This is a genomic window from Arthrobacter sp. Ms25, assembly GCF_059090365.1.
In genome coordinates, this window is the sequence record NZ_JBNHFP010000002.1 from 710757 (window position 1) to 729971 (window position 19215).

A 19215-nucleotide genomic window follows, 5' to 3' on the forward strand; every position below is an offset into this window, starting at 1 on the left:
CCCGGTGATGTCTTCCCCGAACAGCAAAGAGGCAGCAGTGTCCGCAGGAGGTACCGCTGTGCGGTCCGGCGCTGAACGCCCGGTGATCGCCGTCGTCGGACCCACCGGCTCAGGCAAATCCGACCTCGGCGTGGCGCTGGCGCTGGAACTCGGCGGCGAGGTGATCAATGCCGACTCTATGCAGTTCTACCGCGGCATGGACATCGGCACCGCCAAGATTCCGGTAGCCGAACGCCGCGGAGTGCCGCACCACCTGCTGGACATCCTGGACGTCACCGACGAGGCGAGCGTCTCGGACTTCCAGGCGCAGGCGCGGGCGCTGATCGAGGAGATCCGGGGGCGGGGCAGGTACCCCATCCTGGTCGGGGGCTCCGGGCTGTATGTCCGGGCCGCCCTGGATGTCCTGGAATTTCCCGGCACCGATCCCGCCGTCCGGGCCCGTCTGGAAGCCGAACTGGAGGCGGACGGCCTGCCGGCCCTGCGGCGCCGGCTGCAGGACGCGGACCCGGTCTCCGCGGAGCGGATCTCCGATGCCCGCCGGGTGGTGCGGGCACTGGAGGTGGTGGAGCTGACCGGGCGCCCGTTCAGTTCGTTCATGCCCGTACGCGAGTACGTCACCCCGGCCGTACAGATCGGCCTAAGCGTCGAGCGGCCCGTCCTGCACAGCCGGTTGGCCCGCCGCGTGGACGCCATGGTGGAACAGGGTCTGCTGGAGGAAGTGCGGCGCCTGGAGCCGGCGGGGCTGCGGACCGGCCGGACCGCGTCCCGTGCCCTCGGATACGCCCAGTTCCTGGCAGTCCTGGACGGCAAATCCTCCGTGGCGCAGGCAACTGAGGCGACGGTGGTGGCCACCCGCCAGTTCGCCCGCCGCCAGCTCACCTGGTTCCGCGCGGATCCCCGGATCACCTGGCTGGAACACAACGATCCTGACCTGCTGGCCCGGGCAGCCACGGCCGTCCGTCAGTAGTGCGGTGCCCGTATCCTAGATAGGTGACCAATACTTCAGCCGCCCCCGCAGCTTCCCCGTCCGCTTCCGGCCTGCCCGCCGCCCTTGCCGGCCTGCCCTTTGCGAAGGGACACGGCACCGGCAACGACTTTGTCCTGGTGGCCGATCCCGAAGGCATCCACGATCCGGCGGCCGCGGACGTGGCCGCGCTCTGCGACCGGCACCGCGGCGTGGGCGGCGACGGCTTTATCCGGGCGGTCCCTTCCGAGCACCTCCCCGAGGGCAGGGTGCTGCTGCAAAATGCTCCCGAAGCCCAGTGGTTCATGGACTACCGGAACTCGGACGGCAGCATCTCGGAAATGTGCGGGAACGGCGTGCGCGTATTCGTACACTTCCTGCTGGAAGAGGGCCTGGTGGACCTGGCCGAGGGCGGCAGCCTGGTGATCGGCACCCGGGCCGGACTGAAGACCGTTACCCGCACGGCCGGAGGCTATGCGGTGGATATGGGCCCCTGGGACTTCATTTATCCGGACCACGCGGCCGCCAAAGCCATGGATTCCGTGGTCAATGCGGACGGACTGGAAGTACCCCGTCCCGGACTGTCGGTGAGCATGGGCAACCCGCATACCGTCGTCGCCCTCGCCGAGCTGTCCGAACTTGCCGTCACCAACCTGGCGCTGGCCCCCTCCGTGCAGCCCGAGCCGGAAAACGGAACCAACGTGGAGTTCGTCGTTCCGGCGGAGCCGCTCGTGGAGGACGGTGTAGGGCTGGTGACCATGCGGGTCCACGAACGCGGAGTGGGGGAGACCCTCTCCTGCGGCACCGGTGCCTGTGCCGCCGCGGTCGCCACCCGGTTCTGGGCCGGAGCCGGAGCGCCGGATGACTGGGCCGTGACTGTCCCGGGCGGCGTCGTCGGCGTCCGTTTCCTTACCGGTCCGGACGGCCGCGAACATGTAGAACTGAGCGGGCCGGCAGTGCTCGTAGCGCGCGGAACCCTGCTTTAGGCGCTCCGTTCCACTTTCAGGATCCGGAAGGACTTGGCGGTACTGTGCCGGGAAACGGTGAAGCCGGCGGGCAGGGAGTCGGCCAGCCAGCGCTGCAGCGAGTCCGAGCCCAGGTTCTTCTGGACCACCAGCCACGCGGTTCCGCCCGGCGCCAGGCGGGGCAGCCAGAGCAGTAGCAGGGCATGCAGTTCGTCCTTGCCGATCCGGATGGGCGGGTTGGACCAGATGGTATCGAAACTGACGTCGGGATCCACGTCCCCGGGCAGTGCGGCAGTGACGTTCCCGCAGCCCAGGGCCGCTGCGTTGTCGCGGGTCAGGCCCAGGCTGCGTTCATTCACATCGACGGCGTAGACCTGCGCCGCGGGGGACTTCAGTGCCAGCGTCAGGGCGATGGGGCCCCAGCCGCAGCCGATGTCCAGGAGGGTGCCGGTTGCCGGCGGGGCGGGCACCTCCTCCAAAAGTACGGCCGTGCCCTTGTCGATCCCGTCGGGGCTGAAGATTCCACCCGCCGTCTGGAGCGTGCGTTCGGCCCCGTCGAGGCTCACCCGCAGGGGTCTGCGGACCTCGGGTCCGGACGGTGTGGAGGAGAAGTAGTGGTCTGAACCCATAACAGTCCAGATTAGTCGGTCCACGGGCCGGACAAGGAATTTATGGGGGGCCGAGCGGGTTGTAAAACACGGTGGGCACAGCAGTGATCCCTTGCGGAGGTGCTGGTTTTCCTCATAGTTTGTCGGTGCACTGGCCTACCATAGAAGCACATCCCACTAAGGAGATTATGACCATCAACAACTCCCGCGCCGTGGATTCTGCGAACAGCTCCACGCCGGAACTGAGCCCTTCGGACATCCAAGGGGTCATCGACAGGATCCTCGCCAAGGACAGCGCGGTCGAATCCAAGTCCGCCGCTGCAGGCGATGCCACGCGCGGGCGTGCCCTGGCGCTGTCCGACAATGACGACGCCGAGCATTCCGCCCACGACGGCGAGCAGCAGGATCTGGCCGAACGCCGTGCCCTGCGCCGCGTCGCAGGCCTGTCCACCGAACTCGAAGACGTCACCGAGGTTGAATACCGCCAGCTGCGGCTGGAGCGGGTTGTCCTCGCCGGACTGTGGAGCGAAGGCACCGCAGCCGACGCCGAAAACTCATTGAAGGAACTCGCCGCACTGGCGGAAACCGCAGGTTCGGAAGTCCTCGACGGCATCATTCAGCGCCGCTTGAAGCCGGACCCCGGCACGTTCCTCGGCTCCGGCAAGGCACAGGAGCTCAAAGAAATCGTGATGGCCACCGGTGCCGATACGGTCATTGTTGACAGTGAACTCGCCCCGTCCCAGCGGCGCGGCCTGGAAGACATCGTCAAGGTGAAGGTCATCGACCGGACTGCGCTCATCCTGGACATCTTTGCCCAGCACGCAAAGTCCCGCGAAGGCAAGGCCCAGGTGGAACTGGCACAGCTGGAATATCTGCTTCCGCGCCTGCGCGGCTGGGGCGAATCCATGTCCCGCCAGGCCGGCGGCCAGGTCGGCAGCGCCAGCGCCGGCATGGGTTCGCGCGGCCCCGGTGAAACCAAGATCGAGCTGGACCGCCGGAAGATCCGCACCCGTATGGCCAAGCTGCGCCGTGAAATCGCCGGGATGAAACCTGCCCGGGAAACCAAGCGCGCCAACCGCCAGCGGAATGCCGTACCTTCCGTCGCAATTGCCGGCTACACGAATGCCGGCAAGTCCTCGCTGCTGAACCGGCTCACCGATGCCGGCGTGCTGGTGGAGAACGCCCTGTTCGCCACCCTGGACCCCACCATCCGCAAGGCCCAGACCGAAGACGGCATCGGCTACACCCTGGCGGACACGGTCGGCTTCGTCCGGTCGCTGCCCACCCAGCTGGTGGAGGCTTTCCGCTCCACCCTGGAGGAAGTGGCCGACGCCGACCTCATTCTCCATGTCGTTGATGCCTCCCACCCGGACCCGGAGGGCCAGATTGCCGCCGTCCGCAGCGTTCTGGCAGAGGTCGACGCCCGCAAGGTGCCGGAAATCATCGTGTTGAACAAGGCAGATGCCGCGGATCCGTTCGTCCTCGAACGGCTCCGTCAGCGCGAGTCCCGGCACGTGGTGGTTTCCGCGCGTACCGGCGAAGGCATCCCCGAGCTGCTGCAGGCGATTTCCGAGGGCATTCCCCGTCCCGGCGTTGACCTGGAACTGCTGGTGCCGTACGAGCGGGGAGACGTGGTGTCCCGCCTGCATGAGCAGGATGCGGAAATCCTGGCGCTGGAGCACGGCGAGGCAGGCACCCGGCTGCACGTCAAGGTCCGTGAGGGGCTGGCAGCGGAGCTGGAGCCGTTCGTGGCGCATGGGTAGGAAGAGCACCCCGGCGCCGGGGCAGGTCCTGGAACTGCTGGAAACCGCGGTCTCGGCCATGGGCGGGCAGAACCGCCCGGGCCAGCATGAGATGGCCCGCCAGGTGGCGGAAGCCATCGAGTCCGGGGATCACCTGCTGGTCCAGGCCGGCACCGGCACGGGCAAGTCCCTGGCCTATCTGGTTCCGTTGATTGCGCATGCCCTGGAGAGCGACAAACCGGCGCTGGTCTCCACCGCAACGCTCGCCCTGCAGTCACAGATTGTGGGACGCGATCTGCCGCGCCTGCTGAAGACCCTCGAGCCGAAACTCCCGCGGGAAATCGATGTGGCCCTGCTCAAGGGCCGCAGCAACTACGTCTGCCTGCACAAGACCGGCGGCGGCTTCCCGGAAGAAGATGAAGCCGGGACGTTGTTCATGCTCGGGGACGAGAAGGCCGTTTCGCACCCGGCAGCCGCAGCCGGTCCGAGCTCCGCCCTGGGGCGCGACGTCGTCCGCCTGCAGGAATGGGCGCAGGAGACGGAAACCGGCGACCGGGACGAGCTGCTGCCCGGCGTCAGCGACCGCGCCTGGCGCCAGGTGTCCGTCACCTCAATGGAATGCCTGGGCGCACAGAAGTGTCCCGTTGCGGAGCTGTGTTTCAGCGAACGTGCCCGGGCCAAGGCCGCCGAAGCGGACCTGGTGATCACCAACCACGCGATGCTGGCCATCAGTGCCTTCGAAGGCCTCGCGGTGCTGCCCGACTATGACGTGGTGGTGATCGACGAGGCCCATGAACTGCAGGACCGAGTCACCGGCGCGGTCACCGGGCAGCTTTCCGGGACCATCATCTCGGCTGCGGTTTCCGCCGCGCGCAAACACACCTCCGCGACCATGGAGCCGCTTGCCGCTGCCGGACGGGCCTTCGACCTGGTGTTCGCGCCGGTTCCCTCCGGCCTGCTCTCGGCAGGACTGACCGAAGACCAGGAACTGGTCCTGGGACAGGTGCGTGAAGCGTGCCGTACGGCCCTCTCCGATTCCAAGCCCGAAGGGTCCGACTCCGTGGACGGAGGACGCCAGATGGCGCGCTCCCGGCTGATGGCCGTCCTGGAACTGTGCGAACGCATCCTCGAAGCAGGGGATTCCGGCGAGGTGCTCTGGGCCTCGCGGGCCAGCACGTTCTCGCCCGGGTCCGGATACACCGCGCCCGAGGAGGACGCGCCGCCCACCCTCAACGTTGCGCCGCTGTCCGTGGCCGGCCGCCTGCGGGAGGGCCTGTTCGACGGCCACACCGTAGTGCTGACCTCGGCCACCCTGGCGATCGGCGCGGAATTCGGCCCCGTCGCAGGCGCCTTGGGATTGCTGGGCACCGGCGCACCCAAATGGACCGGCGCCGACGTCGGCAGTCCCTTCGACTATCCGCGGCAGGGCGTTTTGTACGTGGCCAAGGACCTGCCCAAGCCGGGACGCGGTACGTCCGAAGAGCAGCTCGATGAGCTGGAGGCACTGATCAAGGCCTCCGGCGGCGGCGCCCTGGGGCTCTTCTCCTCCCGCCGGGCGGCAGAGGAAGCCGCCGACGCCCTCCGGTCGCGGGTGGACTTCCCGATCCTGTGCCAGGGCGAATCCACCATGTCCGCCCTGGTCCAGCAGTTTGCCGACGACGACGAGACGTGCCTGTTCGGCACCATGTCGCTGTGGCAGGGCGTGGACGTTCCCGGCGCATCCTGCCGGCTGGTCATCATCGACCGCATCCCGTTCCCGCGTCCCGACGATCCCCTGATGACGGCCAGGACCCGGGCAGTCGCGAAGGCGGGCGGAAACGGCTTCATGAGCGTGTCAGCCACCCATGCCGCCGTCCGGCTGGCACAGGGAGCCGGACGGCTGATCCGCGCCTCGGGTGACAGGGGAGTGGTGGCCATCCTGGACTCACGCCTGGCGACCGCCCGCTACGGCAGTTTCCTGCGGGCGGCCCTGCCGCCCTTCTGGTCAACCACCGACCGGTCCGTGGTGCTCCAGGCATTGAAGCGCCTTTCCGCGGCACCGGCGGGAGCCAAGAAGTAGGCCTCTGCCCCGCAGAACACAAAGGAGCGCTGCCGGCACGACAATGCCGGCAGCGCTCCCTTCGTCTTGCTGCGCCGGGGCGGCGCGGTCGGAGGCCTAGAGCGAGCGCATGACCGATACGACCTTGCCCATGATGGTGGCTTCGTCACCGAGAATCGGCTCATAGCGGGTGTTCTGGGGCAGTAGCCAGGTGTGTCCGTTGCGCTGCCGGAAGGTCTTCACCGTGGCCTCGTCCTCCAGCAGGGCCGCAACAATGTCACCGTTTTCGGCCGTGGGCTGACGCCGCACCACCACCCAGTCACCGTCGCAGATGGCAGCATCGACCATGGAATCGCCCGCCACCCGAAGCATGAAGAGGTCGCCGTGTCCGACGAGCTGGCGCGGAAGGGGGACCACTTCCTCCACCTGCTGGTCCGCGAGGATGGGCCCGCCGGCGGCGATCCGTCCCACCAGGGGGACCATAGCCGTGTCGATTGCGGTGGTGAGCTCGGAAACGTTCTTCGCTCCGGCCTTGCCGCCTGCGGCGGGGGCGCCGTTGGCTTCGGCATCAACCGGCGCCGCCGTGGCCTCCGCGGCAGCACCGTTGCTCCGCCGCGCGGGGGCATCGCGGAGCAGGAGCGGAACCAGGATTTCCATTGCCCGGGGTCGCTTGGGATCCCGGCGGATATATCCCAGCTTCTCCAGCTGGCTCAGCTGGTGGGTAACGCTGGAGAGGCTGGCGAGGCCGACGGTGTCACCGATTTCCCGCATGGAGGGCGGGTACCCGTTGGCGTTCACCGAACGCTGAATTGTTTCGAGGATCTTGGTCTGACGGGCAGTTAGTCCCTTGGTGCGGCCGGCCGGCGACGGCGCGGCAGGGGAGGGGGTGCTGCCACTGGTAACACGGGCCACGTCGGCTTCCCTTCACAGTCGGCCCGCTGCTGCGGGCCGGATGGTTCTAGCGGTCTATCAGGTGTTCTGCGGTGATTCTTCGGGCGGAACCAGCTGCACGGTAAATGCGCCGCCCCGTTTTGTCAGTGCCGGATGGTTAGGTTTTCCCAGCGGCTTCCAACAGGTTCAACGCTAGGGGAGCGCACACAGATTTTCAAACATATATTCGACCGAGTCTCGACAATGTTCGTAGATAGGTGCTAGAAATATTCGAGTACACGTTAGAACATACGTTCGAGTACGGTTCACCGGCACCCCGGTGAACCCACCTGATGTTCGAATGCAGTTTCGAGACGAGGCCTTTCACCGGTGCTGCACCGGGGCCAAAAATCGAAACGGCGGCACTTCGAACCGGAAAGGTATTGACATGTCAGTACACGTACTTCCCTCTGCAACGCACACCGACGCTCCGGCCGGGAGCGTTCCGCCGGCAGGCGACACCCGGGAAGCCGGACCCCTCCGGCTTACCCGCCGCGGCCGGCTGGTCCTGGTAGGGGCACCGCTGATGCTCGCGGCGGCGGCATTGCTGGCCTTCATCGGGTTCTTCACCGCCCCGGCCATGGCTTCCGGCGCATCCCCGGAAAAGACCCGCACCATCCAGGTAAGTGTTTCCGCAGGGGACTCCCTGTGGTCACTCGCCACGGAATTCGCTCCGGAGCAGGATCCGCGCACGGTGGTGGCCGACATCGTGGAACTGAACAACCTGGCGGATGCCACTGTCCCGGCCGGCCGCCAGCTGTTTATTCCGGTCTCACGGTAGATACGTTCCGACGGGCAGGCAGGGCCCCGCATGCGGCGCTCCTGCGGAACGTCCTAAGCTGTAGTGGTGAACGAACAGCTGGATAACCTGAACCGACTTCCCCTGCGCGACGATCTGCGCGGACTGAGCCCCTACGGCGCCCCGCAGCTGGATGTGCCGGTCCTGCTGAACGTCAACGAAAACACGCACGGACTTCCCGAGCATGTACGCCGGGCAATAATGGCCGAAATCGAATCCGTAGTCGGCGGCCTGAACCGGTATCCGGACCGCGAATTCACCCAGCTGCGGGAAAACCTGGCCGCATATCTCGGCCATGGCCTGGCAGCCGAGAATATCTGGGCCGGCAACGGTTCCAATGAGGTGCTGCAGCAGATTCTGCAGGCCTTTGGCGGACCCGGACGGACAGCCATGAGCTTCCCTCCCACGTACTCCATGTATCCGCTGCTCTCCAGCGGCACCGGTACCGCCTACGTCACCGGCACCAGGGAACGGGACTTTTCCCTCAGCGCGGATTCGGCTGCGGAGCAGATCCGGGCCCAGGCACCCGACATCGTCATCCTCTGCACGCCCAACAACCCGACCGGAACGGCCCTGGGACTGGACGTCATTGAAGCGGCCTACGAGGCGGGCGAAGCGTCCAACACGATCGTCGTCGTGGACGAGGCCTATGCCGAGTTCTCCCACGAAGACACCCCCAGCGCACTGAAGCTGCTTCCGGGGCGGGAACGGTTGATCATCTCCCGCACCATGTCCAAGGCATTCGCCCTGGCAGGCGCCCGCATCGGCTACTTCGCGGCAGCACCCCAGATCGCAGACGCCCTGCGCCTGGTCCGGCTGCCCTACCACCTCTCGGCCATCACGCAGGCCACGGCCAATGCCGCGCTTACCCACGCCGACGCCCTGCTCTCCAACGTGGAGGCCATCAAGGGCCAGCGGGACCGGATCGTCACGGAACTGCGCGCCCTCGGGCTGGAACCGGCACCGTCGGATTCGAACTTCGTCCTGTTCGGCGGGCTGGAGAACCCCCGCGCCGTATGGGAAGGGCTGCTCGAAGCAGGGGTCCTGGTCCGGGACGTCGGCATTGAAGGCCACCTCCGCGTCACTGCCGGCACCGAAGCTGAAACCACGGCGTTCCTGAACCGACTGCGGGAACTGCTGGCAGCCTGAGTCCGGCCCGATCCCGTTCCGACGGCCATCCCGCGGCGAAGGCCCGCGGCGTGTGTTCCCGATCCTTCACGGCACCGGTTTCGGGGAGTCGGCGCCTTCGGGACTAAACTGATGACCTGCCGGAGCTTTGCCTATTGCTCCGACCCCGATCTTCGTGAAGGAACCCCATGACTGTGGAGACCGCCACCGGACGCACCGCCCGCCTCGAGCGGATCACCAGCGAATCGTCCGTCGTTGTCGAACTGGACCTGGACGGCACCGGCCGCGCCGACATCAGCACCTCGGTGCCGTTCTATGACCATATGCTGACGGCGCTGGCCAAGCACTCCCTGATGGACCTCACGGTCCGGGCTACGGGCGACACCCACATCGACGTGCACCACACCGTGGAGGACGTCGCGATCAGCATCGGCGAGGCGCTGAAGACCGCCCTGGGCACCAAGGCCGGCATCCGTCGCTTCGGGGAAGCCACCGTGCCCCTGGACGAGGCACTGGCCAACGCCGTGGTGGATATTTCCGGGCGGCCCTACCTGGTGCACTCCGGGGAACCGGCCGGCCAGGAATACCACCTGATCGGCGGACACTTCACCGGTTCCCTGACCCGCCACGTGTTTGAAGCAATCACCCTCCACGCCCAGATCTGCCTGCACATGCGGGTCCTCGGCGGCCGCGACCCCCACCACATCGTCGAGGCCCAGTTCAAGGCCTTCGCCCGCGCCCTGCGCGCAGCCGTCGAATCCGATCCGCGCGTCGAGGGAATCCCCTCCACGAAGGGAGCACTGTGAGTCCCCGCAACGTCACCGTCCTGGACTACGGTTCCGGCAACATCCGCTCCGCGGTACGCGCCCTGGAGCACGCCGGCGCCAACGTCACGCTCAGCGCCAAGCCCGAGGACGTGCTGAACGCCGACGGGCTGGTGGTACCCGGCGTCGGTGCCTTCGCCGCAGTCATGCAGGGCCTCAAGGAGGTGGACGCACTCCGGATGATCGGCCGCCGCGTCGCCGGTGGCCGGCCGGTCCTGGGCATCTGCGTGGGACTGCAGGTCCTCTTTGACGAGGGCGTGGAACACGGGGTCCGGACAAAGGGGATGGGTGAATGGCCCGGGGTCGTCGAGCGCCTGGCCGCCGACGTCGTCCCGCACATGGGCTGGAACACCGTGACACCCCCGGAAGGTTCCGCACTGTTCGAGGGCATCGAGGACCAGCGCTTCTACTTCGTCCACAGCTACGGCGTGCAGAAGTGGGACTTCGACGTCACCCAGCCCGCCATGCGCCCGCCGCAGGTCACCTGGGCGGACCACGGCGGACCGTTCATTGCCGCGGTGGAGAACGGCGCACTGTCGGCCACCCAGTTCCATCCGGAAAAGTCCGGTGACGCCGGCGCGGCGCTGCTGAACAACTGGCTGAAGACCCTGGGCTAGGCGCAGACATGTGGAGCGTTGTCCTCATGGGCCTGGCCGGACTCCTTATCGGCGGAGCGGTGTCCTTCCGCAGCCAGGGAATGTCCAAAATCATCGTTATCAGTTTCTGGGTCCTGGCCGGCATGGCCCTGCTGGGCGCGTACCTGCTGACCCTCGACCTTTCCTGACCCCACCACCGAAAGCAGCAAAATGCCCTTCAGCGAAACCCCTGTCCTTGAACTGCTGCCCGCCGTCGACGTCGCGGACGGCCAGGCCGTGCGCCTTGTGCAGGGCGAAGCAGGCAGCGAGACCAGTTACGGCGATCCGCTGGACGCCGCGCTTGCCTGGCAGAACGACGGCGCCGAATGGGTCCACCTCGTGGATCTCGACGCCGCCTTTGGGCGGGGCTCGAACCTTGACCTGCTCAGCCGCGTGGTGAAGGCAATGGACATCAAGGTGGAACTCTCCGGCGGCATCCGGGACGACGAGTCCCTCGAAAAGGCCTTGGAGCTGGGTGCAGCCCGGGTCAACCTGGGCACCGCGGCACTGGAGAACCCCGGGTGGACCGCCAGCGCGATTGCCCGTTACGGCCAGGCAATCGCCGTCGGCCTGGACGTCCGGGGCACCACCCTTGCCGCGCGCGGCTGGACCAAGGAAGGGGGAGACCTCTGGGAGGTCCTCGCCCGCCTCGAAGAAGCCGGCTGCCCGCGCTACGTCGTCACCGACGTGACCAAGGACGGCACACTCCGCGGCCCCAACGTGGAACTCCTGCGTGAGGTGCTCAAGCGCACCGACCGCCCCGTAGTCGCGTCCGGCGGCATTTCCAGCCTCGATGACTTGGCAGCGCTGCGGGAACTGGTGCCGCTCGGCCTTGAAGGCACCATCGTGGGCAAGGCACTTTACGCCGGCGCGTTCACGCTCCCGCAGGCCTTCGACGTCGCCGGGCATCCGGAACGCTAAGCATGGCCGCACGTGAACTGCCCGGCCATATTGCCGCTGCCCTCGCCGGGGCGGGCGGCCCCGGCGACTCCGCCGGCCGGGCCTGGACCGGGCGCGACCTGAGCGGCGAGGGAAACCCGCTGCACAATTTCGATGCCGACAACGGGGAAGCCGACGCCGGCTACACGGCCGCGCTGGCGAAGCTGATCGCCGGCACCGGGAGCGAGGCCGGGGTTGTCGCATCCCTGGCCACCGCCCGTGTCTTCGTGCCGATCGTCGCCGTGCTCGGCGAGGAAACCGAAGCCGAATCCGGCCTGACTGCCGACAAACAGGCAGACATGGCGCTGGTGTCGCTGACGGCTCCGGACGGACGCAAGGCGCTGCCCGTGTTCACCTCCGTGGCCGCCCTGGAGCGCTGGCATGGCGAAGCCCGGCCGGTGGCGGTCTACGCCAACCGTGCGGCGCTGTCCGCCGTGGCCGAAGATGCCCAATTGCTGGTGATTGACCCCGGCGCGGACTTCACGTTCGTGGTGCGGCGGCCGGCGATGTGGGCGCTGGCCCAGCAGCAGCAGTGGGTGCCGTCCTATGCGGACACCGACGTTGCCGCCATGGCCGAAAGCGCCGCCGCGCCCGATCCCCGGATCCTGGCCGTTATCCTCCAGCAGGGGCCGGGCACTGCCTCACGGACCGCCGGCGGCGCGGCGGTGGCAGGGGGAGGGGCAGGACCTGAGCTTAGAATGGTGCTTCAGCTGGCGCCCGGACTGGATCCGCAGGACATCTCCGCCTTAGCGGCGGGCCTGCAGCAGCGCCTGACTGCCAACCCCGAGTTTGTCGAGCGCGTGGATTCCCTGGACCTCAAAATCACGCGCTGACCCGTCCGGCGTAGCCCGCCAGAAGAGAACCGCCGTGAACTTTGGCCTGTACCGCGAGCTGCTTCGGATAGCACCTATCCGCCGTGTCCTGCTGATCGGGATGATCGCCCGATTCCCCCATTCGGCGGCCGGCGTGCTGCTGACCCTGCACGTGGTCAACACGATGGACAAGGGTTACGCGGCCGCGGGTACCGTGGCAGCCGTCGTTACCATCGGCATCGCCGTGGGCGCTCCCTGGCGGGGCCGCCGTGTCGATACCGTGGGGCTGCGGCGTGCGCTGATTCCCTCGGTCATTGCCGAAGCCGCCATCTGGAGCATTGCTCCCCACGCGAGCTTCGAGTGGCTGCTGGTCCTGGCACTGATCGGGGGAGTGTTCACGCTTCCGGTCTTCAGCGTGGTGCGGCAGTCCCTGGGAGTCCTTGCCTCGGGCGAACAACGGCGCACCGCCTTTGCGCTGGACTCCATCGCCACGGAGCTGATCTTCATGATGGGCCCTGCCCTGGGTGCGGTGATCGCCACGCATTCGTCGGTCATCGGCCTTACGGCCGTCGGCGTGTCCACGGCAGTAGCCGGACTCCTGCTGATCTGGTTCAACCCGCCGACCCGTTCCGCGGAACCCCGGAAGTCCGTGACGGCCGCGGACGAGCAGGAAGCGGCCGCGGCCGCCGCCGTTGCCGTGGCTCCGGCCAACGTGCAGGAAGCACCGATGGAACTGACCGGAGCCGGCCTGCCGGGCGGGCCGCAGAATCTTTTCGGCAGGCTGCGCAACGGCATTGCGGGCAACTTCGGCTGGTTCACCCCGAGCGTTGCCGTGGTCTTTGCGGTGTCCGTGGGGGCAGGCCTGCTGCTCTCCAGCACCGACGTCGGCATCGTGGCGCTAGTGGAGGACGGCGGAAACCCGTCCGAAGTCGGCATCGTCTTTGTCGCGTGGTGCGCTGCCAGCGCCCTCGGCGGCATCCTCTACGGCGCCATGGACCGGCGCATCTCGCCGATGCTGCTCCTGCTGGCCATGTCCGTGCTGACCATGCCCATGGCCTTCGCCACGGGAACACTCAGCCTTGCACTCCTGTCGATCCCTGCTGGTCTGCTCTGCGCGCCGGTGCTGTCTTCGGCGTCCGAGCGGGTGGCTGACCTGGTGTCCGAGGAACGCCGAGGAGAAGCCATGGGCTGGTACGGCTCATCCATGACCGCCGGAACCGCCCTGGGCGCACCGGTCGCCGGACTGGCCATCGATGTGATCGGGCCCTGGTCCGGGTTCCTGATGGCCGGCGGCGCTGCGTTCCTGCTGGTGCTGCTCACACTTACCGCGAGGTACTTCGTCCGCTACGCACCGTGCCCGCCGCGTAGCGGACACGGGAGGGCTGCGGCCCAAAGAAAAAGCCCGAAGAGTCTGTCCCGGTGTAACTGCCGGGGACAGGCTCTTCGGGCCAGTGGAAAAGCGGTAAGGGAAGGGGCGCCTAGCTGACGGGCCCGGTGAACTTTTCCCCCGGGCCCTTGCCCGGAGCGTCCTGGATTACCGATGCTTCGCGGAAGGCCAGCTGAAGCGAACGAAGTCCGTCGCGCAACGGGCCGGCATGCTGGCTGCCGATTTCCGGGGCGGCCGCGGTGACAAAGCCCGCGAGGGCAGTGATCAGTTTGCGGGCCTCGTCCAGGTCCTTCAGCTCTTCGGCGTCGTCGCCTTCGGCCAGGCCGCACTTGACGGCTGCCGCGCTCATCAGGTGGACGGCCGCCGTCGTAATGACCTCGATGGCCGGAACTTCAGCGATGTCGCGCATCTGCTCGACGACTTCCTGCTGTGCTGCGGCGGCAGATTCGGACTCTGCTGACGTTCCCGGGAAGGAGTGGCGGGTTGCTTCCCCTGCCGGATTGCTCTGTGGGGTACTCATACTGGTAAGCTTGTCACAGACCGACTGGTTGTCGTTACTTTCAGTGCCCTTCACGGGCGGGATGAAAATCACACTTTCCTCCTGGAAGCTTCCGGCACCGGTATGCAAGCGGAGACCCCTCCCACCCGCGTCAGCCTGGCCGCCCTCGTAGGCGCCGGAGTTGCCGGGTTCAGGTCGGCCCCGGACGGGCGCAGCATGGCTGCGGCTTATTCCGGGAGCTAACTGCCGTCGAACCGGTTTCGACGGCGGCTACTGCCGACCTCCCCAGGGCCTTCGATTGCGCTTGCAATTGGAGGCCTTCTTCATTTGCAGGCGGTAGCCGTCTTGAACAACACAGGAGCTGCAACATTAGCGAGCCAAGAATCAATGATCGAATCCGCGTCCCCGAGGTGCGGCTGGTAGGTCCGGCAGGCGAACAGGTAGGAGTGGTCCGGATTGAGGATGCGCTTCGTCTGGCTGCCGAGTCTGACCTGGATCTTGTTGAGGTAGCACCGCAGGCGAAGCCTCCGGTGTGCAAACTAATGGACTTCGGCAAGTACAAGTACGAAGCCGCCGTCAAGGCACGCGAAGCCCGGAAGAACCAGACGAACACCGTTCTGAAGGAAATCCGGTTCCGCCTGAAGATTGACACCCACGACTACGAGACCAAGCGCGGACACGCCATGCGCTTCCTCGCCGCCGGTGACAAGGTCAAGGCCATGATCCAGTTCCGCGGACGTGAACAGCAGCGGCCCGAAATGGGCATGAAGCTCCTGAACAAGTTCGCGGAAGACGTCGCCGAGGTGGGCGTGGTTGAGTCCACGCCGCGCATCGACGGCCGCAACATGGTGATGGTCATCGGTCCGCTGAAGAACAAGGCGGAGGCCAAGGCCGAAGCCCGGCGCGCGTCGCAGCGTGCCGATGCGAAGGCAGCCAATGAGGCAGCCAAGAACGGTGAGGCCCCCGCACGGGTGGACACCTCATCCGACAAGGCACCCATGACGCAGAGCCTGGCGGATCTGTTGCCCGACGGTCTGCGTCTGGGCTCCTCCGCTGCCGAAGCCGACAGGGCCCGGGCAGAGCAGGAACAGGCCGAGAAGGAACAGGCCGCCAAGCGGGCCCGTGCTGCAGCTGCCGAAAAGGCTGCAACCGAGGCACGCCGCGTGGCAGCAGCCAGCAGGCCGGCCGCAGCGCCAGCCGCTCCGGCCCAGCCGGCCGAAGCAGCGAAGCCTGCGGAAGCGCCGAAGCCTGCCGCAGCGCCGAAGCCTGCAGCGGTTCCCAAGCCCTCCGCAGCCAAGCCAGCGCCGAAGCCGGCTGCCCGACCGAAGCCGGCCGTAGCACCGAAGCCTGCCGGCAAGCCGTCCTCCCCGCGGGGGACCACCGGCCAGAACAAGCCCGGAACGGCAGAGTAGTTTCACTGCGCTGCGCCTCGTTCCGGCGTCCAGTAACAAGCCCTGGCACCCGCAAGGGTGTCCGAAGCCCCGCGGGCCTGCCCGCGGAAACCTAAAGGAGATCGGTAGACATGCCGAAGATGAAGACCCACAGTGGCGCCAAGAAGCGCTTCAAGCTGACCGGTACCGGCAAGCTCAAGCGCCAGCAGGCCAACCGCCGCCATTACCTGGAGCACAAGCCCTCCACGCTGACCCGCCGCCTCGCCAACGACAAGCTCGTTGCACCGGCGGACGCCAAGGTCATCAAGAAGATGCTCGGCATCTAACTAGTCCCCGACGGCTGTCCCATCAGGGCTGGCCTCACCCATCAAGCTTTCCCCGCTCCTGGGCTATTCAGGCGCAGCGACTTACCAAGTCGGGGAGATTTACCAAAAGGAGTACGCACGTGGCACGTGTGAAGCGGGCGCTTAACGCCCACAAGAAGCGTCGGGTTATTCTCGAGCGCGCCAAGGGTTACCGCGGACAGCGTTCGCGCCTGGTCCGTAAGGCCAAAGAGCAGCTGCTGCACTCGTTTGTGTACAGCTACGGCGACCGCCGCAAGCGCAAGGGCGACTTCCGCCGCCTGTGGATCCAGCGCATCAACGCGGCTTCCCGCGCCAACGGCCTGACCTACAACCGCCTGATCCAGGGCCTGAAGCTGGCCGAGATCCAGGTTGACCGCCGCATGCTGGCCGAGCTGGCCGTCAATGACGCCGCTGCCTTCGCCGCACTGGTGCAGCTCGCCAAGGACGCACTGCCGTCCGACACTTCCGCTCCGGCCGTCCAGGCTGCTCCGGCCGCCGCACCCGTTGCCGCGAAGCCGGCTGCTGCCGTTGCCTCCGCTCAGGGCGGTTTCAAGGCTTCCGAGGGCGACGCCCCGGAAGGCTTCGTCATCAAGGGCAACCTCGGTTCGGGCAAGTACCACGTCCCGGGTTCCACCTGGTACGAGCAGACCGTTGCCGAGTACTGGTTCAACTCCGTCGAAGCAGCCAAGGCTGCCGGCCTGGAGCCTGCTGGCGGAGAATCCCGCCAGAAGTTCCAGGGCTAAGTCGGTTCTCCACAACCGATGAACCTTGAAGGGCGCCCGCAGGCACCGCTTATGTCCAACCCCCGAGCTGATCGGGTCCGTGATGTAGCCAAGCTTGCCGGGCGCTCTTCGCGCTTTAAAACCGGCCGCTTTGTGGCTGAAGGGCCGCAGGCCGTACGGGAGGCGCTTGCCGCGCACCGTGCGGCCGCGGTCGACGGCGGTCCCGCCGTTGTCCACGAGGTCTACGCGACGCAGGCCTGCCTGGACCGTCTTCCGGAGCTCGCCGACCTGGCCCGGGGCGTCACTCTGCGTCTGGCCACCGATGAAGTCCTGGCCGCAATGGCCGACACTGTCTCGCCCCAGGGCATCGTGGCAGTCTGCCACACGTCGACCGCGACCCTGGAGGATGTCCTGGCGTCCGGTGCCAGGCTCGTGGCCGTGCTGTGCGAAGTGCGGGATCCGGGCAACGCCGGTACCGTGCTGCGGGCAGCGGACTCCGCCGGCGCGGATGCGGTGGTGCTCACCGCATCCAGCGTGGACATCTACAACCCCAAAGCGGTGCGTTCCACCGCCGGGTCCCTCTTCCACCTGCCGGTAGTCACCGGCGCTGACTTTTCCACTGTCGTTGACGGTCTGCGTGCGGCGGGGATTACCGTCCTGGCAGCCGACGGCTACGGCAACGTCAACCTCGACCGGCTCCAGGACCTCAGTGCAGTACGCCGGTTCGGCGGTACGCAGGGAACCGACGCCGGTAACGAAGACCCCCTGCCGCAGCTTGAACAGCCCACGGCCTGGCTTTTCGGCAACGAGGCCCAGGGCCTGTCCGATGCTGAACTGGCTGCAGCGGACCACCGCGTGGCCGTGCCGCTGTACGGCCGGGCGGAAAGCCTGAATGTCGGCACCGCTGCAACCGTCTGTCTCTACGCGTCGGCCCGCGCGCAGAACGGGTAACGGCCCGGCGGACGGACGCCGAAGCGCCCGCCGCCGGCCCCGTGGGGCAGCGCCCTTGCCCGGCCTACGTACCGGGCGCCAGCGGCTGCGAAGGACGCGCGGCGCGCCGGTCAAGTGATCCGCTGATCAGCGCAATAGCCAAGCCCAGCAGTGCCAGCACCGCTCCCACCACGGCGGGCGAGCGGTACCCCCAGCCCCAGGCAATGACGACGCCGCCCAGCAGGGCTCCCAGTGCGTTGGCCAGGTTCAGTGCCGCATGGTTCAGCGACGACGCCAGCGACTCGGCGCCGGGTGAAACATCCAGCAGCCTGGTCTGCAGCGGCGGCGTCAGCATGGAACCAATGAGCCCCACCAGGAAAACGAGCACCATCGCAGCCACCGCGTACTGCACTGCCCACGCATACGCGAGCAGGATGACGACGGTACCGGCCAGGACCGCGTAGATGCTGCCCATGACATTGATGTCCGCCAGCCGTCCGCCGGCGACGTTGCCGATCACCTGGCCCACGCCGTAGAGTCCGACGACGACGGGCAGGACATGCTCTGACACGCCGGCCACCTCGGTCATGGTGGGGGCGATGTAGGAATAGACGGCGAAGAACCCGCCGAAGCCGACGGTTCCCACCAGCAGGGCCAGCCAGACCTGGGACCGTCCCAGGGCGCTGAGTTCAGCCTTGATGCTGGCGCCGGCCAGCGTGGGCTGGTACGGCACGAACCTGGCCACCAGGGCTACCGTCAGCGCTCCGATGCCGGCCACCAGGACGAACATCCACCGCCATCCCGCCTGCTGTCCGAGCCAGGTGGCAAACGGTACTCCCACGACGTTCGCGATGCTCAGCCCCAGCATGACCATGGAGATGGCCCAGGCGCGGCGGGTCGGAGCCACCAGCGACGCGGCAATGACGGCCGCCACGCCGAAGAAGGCTCCGTGCGGCAGCCCGGACAGGAACCGGGTGAAGAGCAGCCAGGAGTAGTCCGCGGCAAAGAACGAGGACAGGTTGCCCAGGGCGAAGAAGAGCATCAGTCCCAGGACCAGCATTTTCCGCGGCACCCTGGCGCCGAGGGCGGCAAGCACGGGAGCGCCGACCACCACGCCCAGCGCGTATGCGGAAATGACGTGGCCGCCTGCAGGAACGGAAATGCCAAGGTCATCGACCATTTCCTGGAGCAGGCCCATGATGCTGAATTCGGTGGTGCCGATGGCGAAGCCGCCGACGGCTAGGGCAATGATGGCGCTGGCGGCCGATGTGCGGCGGGTGCCGGGCGTGCGCTGGTTGGACAATGAAATGGGCGCGGTGGTGCTGCGGGACATGTTCGCTTTCACAAGTGGGGGGATGCAGCGGTGCCGCTGCGGACGGCGTACGCCGGTCGGGAGATGTTCTCCCCGGACGCCGGGACGGCTTCGTCCCTTCCAGCCTAGTGCACGGCCGGGGAAGGGCACGGTTCCCGGCTGCCGGTGCATCTTTGTGCACCGGTGCGGTGTCAACCGGGCCGCCATGCCCGGGGCACTGGTGCCGGTTGCGCCGGTCTGTCACTA

At 67.3% G+C, this 19215-nt stretch carries 20 protein-coding genes; 16 read left to right on the plus strand and 4 right to left on the minus strand.

The features are described 5' to 3' along the window. Positions 1-7: 7 nt before the first annotated feature. The gene (gene miaA / locus AC5RT8_RS07825; protein WP_494095137.1) at positions 8-967 is read left to right on the plus strand and encodes a tRNA (adenosine(37)-N6)-dimethylallyltransferase MiaA; all 960 of its coding nucleotides are present in this window, start codon (positions 8-10) and stop codon (positions 965-967) included. A gap of 23 nt (positions 968-990) precedes the next feature. After that, on the plus strand, positions 991-1950 hold the full coding sequence (gene dapF / locus AC5RT8_RS07830) for a diaminopimelate epimerase (protein WP_494095138.1): 960 nt from the start codon (positions 991-993) through the stop codon (positions 1948-1950). Here the strand turns inward: dapF and AC5RT8_RS07835 are convergent. Next, on the minus strand, positions 1947-2558 hold the full coding sequence (locus AC5RT8_RS07835; RefSeq protein WP_494095139.1) for a class I SAM-dependent methyltransferase: 612 nt from the start codon (positions 2556-2558) through the stop codon (positions 1947-1949). The genes dapF and AC5RT8_RS07835 overlap by 4 nt on opposite strands. A 167-nt stretch (positions 2559-2725) precedes the next feature. Between AC5RT8_RS07835 and hflX the strand changes: the two genes are divergently transcribed. Beyond that, on the plus strand, positions 2726-4300 hold the full coding sequence (gene hflX / locus AC5RT8_RS07840; protein WP_494095140.1) for a GTPase HflX: 1575 nt from the start codon (positions 2726-2728) through the stop codon (positions 4298-4300). Beyond that, the gene (locus AC5RT8_RS07845; protein WP_494095141.1) at positions 4293-6338 is read left to right on the plus strand and encodes an ATP-dependent DNA helicase; all 2046 of its coding nucleotides are present in this window, start codon (positions 4293-4295) and stop codon (positions 6336-6338) included. Before hflX ends, AC5RT8_RS07845 begins: the two co-directional genes overlap by 8 nt. 96 nt (positions 6339-6434) lie before the next feature. Here AC5RT8_RS07845 and lexA read toward each other — a convergent pair whose 3' ends face one another. Next, positions 6435-7229, minus strand: a complete 795-nt coding sequence (gene lexA, locus AC5RT8_RS07850; RefSeq protein ID WP_494095142.1) for a transcriptional repressor LexA — start codon at positions 7227-7229, stop codon at positions 6435-6437. A gap of 406 nt (positions 7230-7635) precedes the next feature. Here lexA and AC5RT8_RS07855 point away from each other — a divergent pair, with 406 nt between their 5' ends. From AC5RT8_RS07855 to AC5RT8_RS07890, 8 genes are all read left to right on the plus strand, one after another. Continuing rightward, positions 7636-8028: a LysM peptidoglycan-binding domain-containing protein gene (locus AC5RT8_RS07855; RefSeq protein WP_494095143.1), complete on the plus strand. Its 393-nt coding sequence runs from the start codon at positions 7636-7638 to the stop codon at positions 8026-8028. Positions 8029-8094: 66 nt separating this feature from the next. After that, positions 8095-9195, plus strand: a complete 1101-nt coding sequence (locus AC5RT8_RS07860; RefSeq protein WP_494095144.1) for a histidinol-phosphate transaminase — start codon at positions 8095-8097, stop codon at positions 9193-9195. Between the two features lie 167 nt (positions 9196-9362). Further along, complete coding sequence (gene hisB / locus AC5RT8_RS07865; protein WP_494095145.1) at positions 9363-9980, plus strand: imidazoleglycerol-phosphate dehydratase HisB; 618 nt, start codon at positions 9363-9365, stop codon at positions 9978-9980. Next, positions 9977-10615, plus strand: coding sequence for an imidazole glycerol phosphate synthase subunit HisH (gene hisH, locus AC5RT8_RS07870; protein WP_494095146.1), 639 nt, complete (start codon positions 9977-9979; stop codon positions 10613-10615). Before hisB ends, hisH begins: the two co-directional genes overlap by 4 nt. A gap of 8 nt (positions 10616-10623) precedes the next feature. Next, positions 10624-10782: a hypothetical protein gene (locus AC5RT8_RS07875; protein WP_229950136.1), complete on the plus strand. Its 159-nt coding sequence runs from the start codon at positions 10624-10626 to the stop codon at positions 10780-10782. A 22-nt stretch (positions 10783-10804) separates the two neighbouring features. After that, positions 10805-11554, plus strand: a complete 750-nt coding sequence (gene priA, locus AC5RT8_RS07880; protein WP_494095147.1) for a bifunctional 1-(5-phosphoribosyl)-5-((5-phosphoribosylamino)methylideneamino)imidazole-4-carboxamide isomerase/phosphoribosylanthranilate isomerase PriA — start codon at positions 10805-10807, stop codon at positions 11552-11554. 2 nt (positions 11555-11556) lie between these two features. Further along, positions 11557-12405: an SseB family protein gene (locus AC5RT8_RS07885; RefSeq protein WP_494095148.1), complete on the plus strand. Its 849-nt coding sequence runs from the start codon at positions 11557-11559 to the stop codon at positions 12403-12405. A gap of 34 nt (positions 12406-12439) precedes the next feature. Continuing rightward, on the plus strand, positions 12440-13870 hold the full coding sequence (locus AC5RT8_RS07890; RefSeq protein ID WP_494095149.1) for an MFS transporter: 1431 nt from the start codon (positions 12440-12442) through the stop codon (positions 13868-13870). Here the strand turns inward: AC5RT8_RS07890 and AC5RT8_RS07895 are convergent. Continuing rightward, the gene (locus AC5RT8_RS07895; RefSeq protein WP_255767216.1) at positions 13863-14291 is read right to left on the minus strand and encodes a DUF1844 domain-containing protein; all 429 of its coding nucleotides are present in this window, start codon (positions 14289-14291) and stop codon (positions 13863-13865) included. The genes AC5RT8_RS07890 and AC5RT8_RS07895 overlap by 8 nt on opposite strands. Before the next feature lie 389 nt (positions 14292-14680). Between AC5RT8_RS07895 and infC the strand changes: the two genes are divergently transcribed. The 4 genes from infC (at position 14681) to AC5RT8_RS07915 (ending at position 17678) form a co-directional block, all read left to right on the plus strand. Continuing rightward, positions 14681-15682 (plus strand): translation initiation factor IF-3, encoded by a 1002-nt coding sequence (gene infC / locus AC5RT8_RS07900; RefSeq protein ID WP_494095150.1) that lies wholly within the window; start codon positions 14681-14683, stop codon positions 15680-15682. A gap of 110 nt (positions 15683-15792) precedes the next feature. Beyond that, positions 15793-15987: a 50S ribosomal protein L35 gene (rpmI, locus tag AC5RT8_RS07905; RefSeq protein WP_146363238.1), complete on the plus strand. Its 195-nt coding sequence runs from the start codon at positions 15793-15795 to the stop codon at positions 15985-15987. 119 nt (positions 15988-16106) lie between these two features. Further along, complete coding sequence (gene rplT / locus AC5RT8_RS07910; RefSeq protein ID WP_494095151.1) at positions 16107-16748, plus strand: 50S ribosomal protein L20, sunset domain variant; 642 nt, start codon at positions 16107-16109, stop codon at positions 16746-16748. Between the two features lie 18 nt (positions 16749-16766). After that, on the plus strand, positions 16767-17678 hold the full coding sequence (locus AC5RT8_RS07915; RefSeq protein ID WP_494095152.1) for a TrmH family RNA methyltransferase: 912 nt from the start codon (positions 16767-16769) through the stop codon (positions 17676-17678). A gap of 64 nt (positions 17679-17742) precedes the next feature. Here AC5RT8_RS07915 and AC5RT8_RS07920 read toward each other — a convergent pair whose 3' ends face one another. Further along, complete coding sequence (locus AC5RT8_RS07920) at positions 17743-18990, minus strand: MFS transporter (protein ID WP_494095153.1); 1248 nt, start codon at positions 18988-18990, stop codon at positions 17743-17745. Positions 18991-19215: the final 225 nt, after the last annotated feature.

Bases quoted from the DNA above. Each gene is read 5' to 3' on its own strand.
- miaA (WP_494095137.1), top strand. From the start codon at position 8: ATGTCTTCCCCGAACAGCAAAGAGGCAGCAGTGTCCGCAGGAGGTACC.
- AC5RT8_RS07835 (WP_494095139.1), bottom strand. From the start codon at position 2,558: ATGGGTTCAGACCACTACTTCTCCTCCACACCGTCCGGACCCGAGGTC.
- hflX (WP_494095140.1), top strand. From the start codon at position 2,726: ATGACCATCAACAACTCCCGCGCCGTGGATTCTGCGAACAGCTCCACG.
- AC5RT8_RS07845 (WP_494095141.1), top strand. From the start codon at position 4,293: ATGGGTAGGAAGAGCACCCCGGCGCCGGGGCAGGTCCTGGAACTGCTG.
- AC5RT8_RS07855 (WP_494095143.1), top strand. From the start codon at position 7,636: ATGTCAGTACACGTACTTCCCTCTGCAACGCACACCGACGCTCCGGCC.
- hisB (WP_494095145.1), top strand. From the start codon at position 9,363: ATGACTGTGGAGACCGCCACCGGACGCACCGCCCGCCTCGAGCGGATC.
- AC5RT8_RS07875 (WP_229950136.1), top strand. From the start codon at position 10,624: ATGTGGAGCGTTGTCCTCATGGGCCTGGCCGGACTCCTTATCGGCGGA.
- priA (WP_494095147.1), top strand. From the start codon at position 10,805: ATGCCCTTCAGCGAAACCCCTGTCCTTGAACTGCTGCCCGCCGTCGAC.
- AC5RT8_RS07885 (WP_494095148.1), top strand. From the start codon at position 11,557: ATGGCCGCACGTGAACTGCCCGGCCATATTGCCGCTGCCCTCGCCGGG.
- AC5RT8_RS07895 (WP_255767216.1), bottom strand. From the start codon at position 14,291: ATGAGTACCCCACAGAGCAATCCGGCAGGGGAAGCAACCCGCCACTCC.
- rpmI (WP_146363238.1), top strand. From the start codon at position 15,793: ATGCCGAAGATGAAGACCCACAGTGGCGCCAAGAAGCGCTTCAAGCTG.
- AC5RT8_RS07915 (WP_494095152.1), top strand. From the start codon at position 16,767: ATGAACCTTGAAGGGCGCCCGCAGGCACCGCTTATGTCCAACCCCCGA.
- AC5RT8_RS07920 (WP_494095153.1), bottom strand. From the start codon at position 18,990: ATGTCCCGCAGCACCACCGCGCCCATTTCATTGTCCAACCAGCGCACG.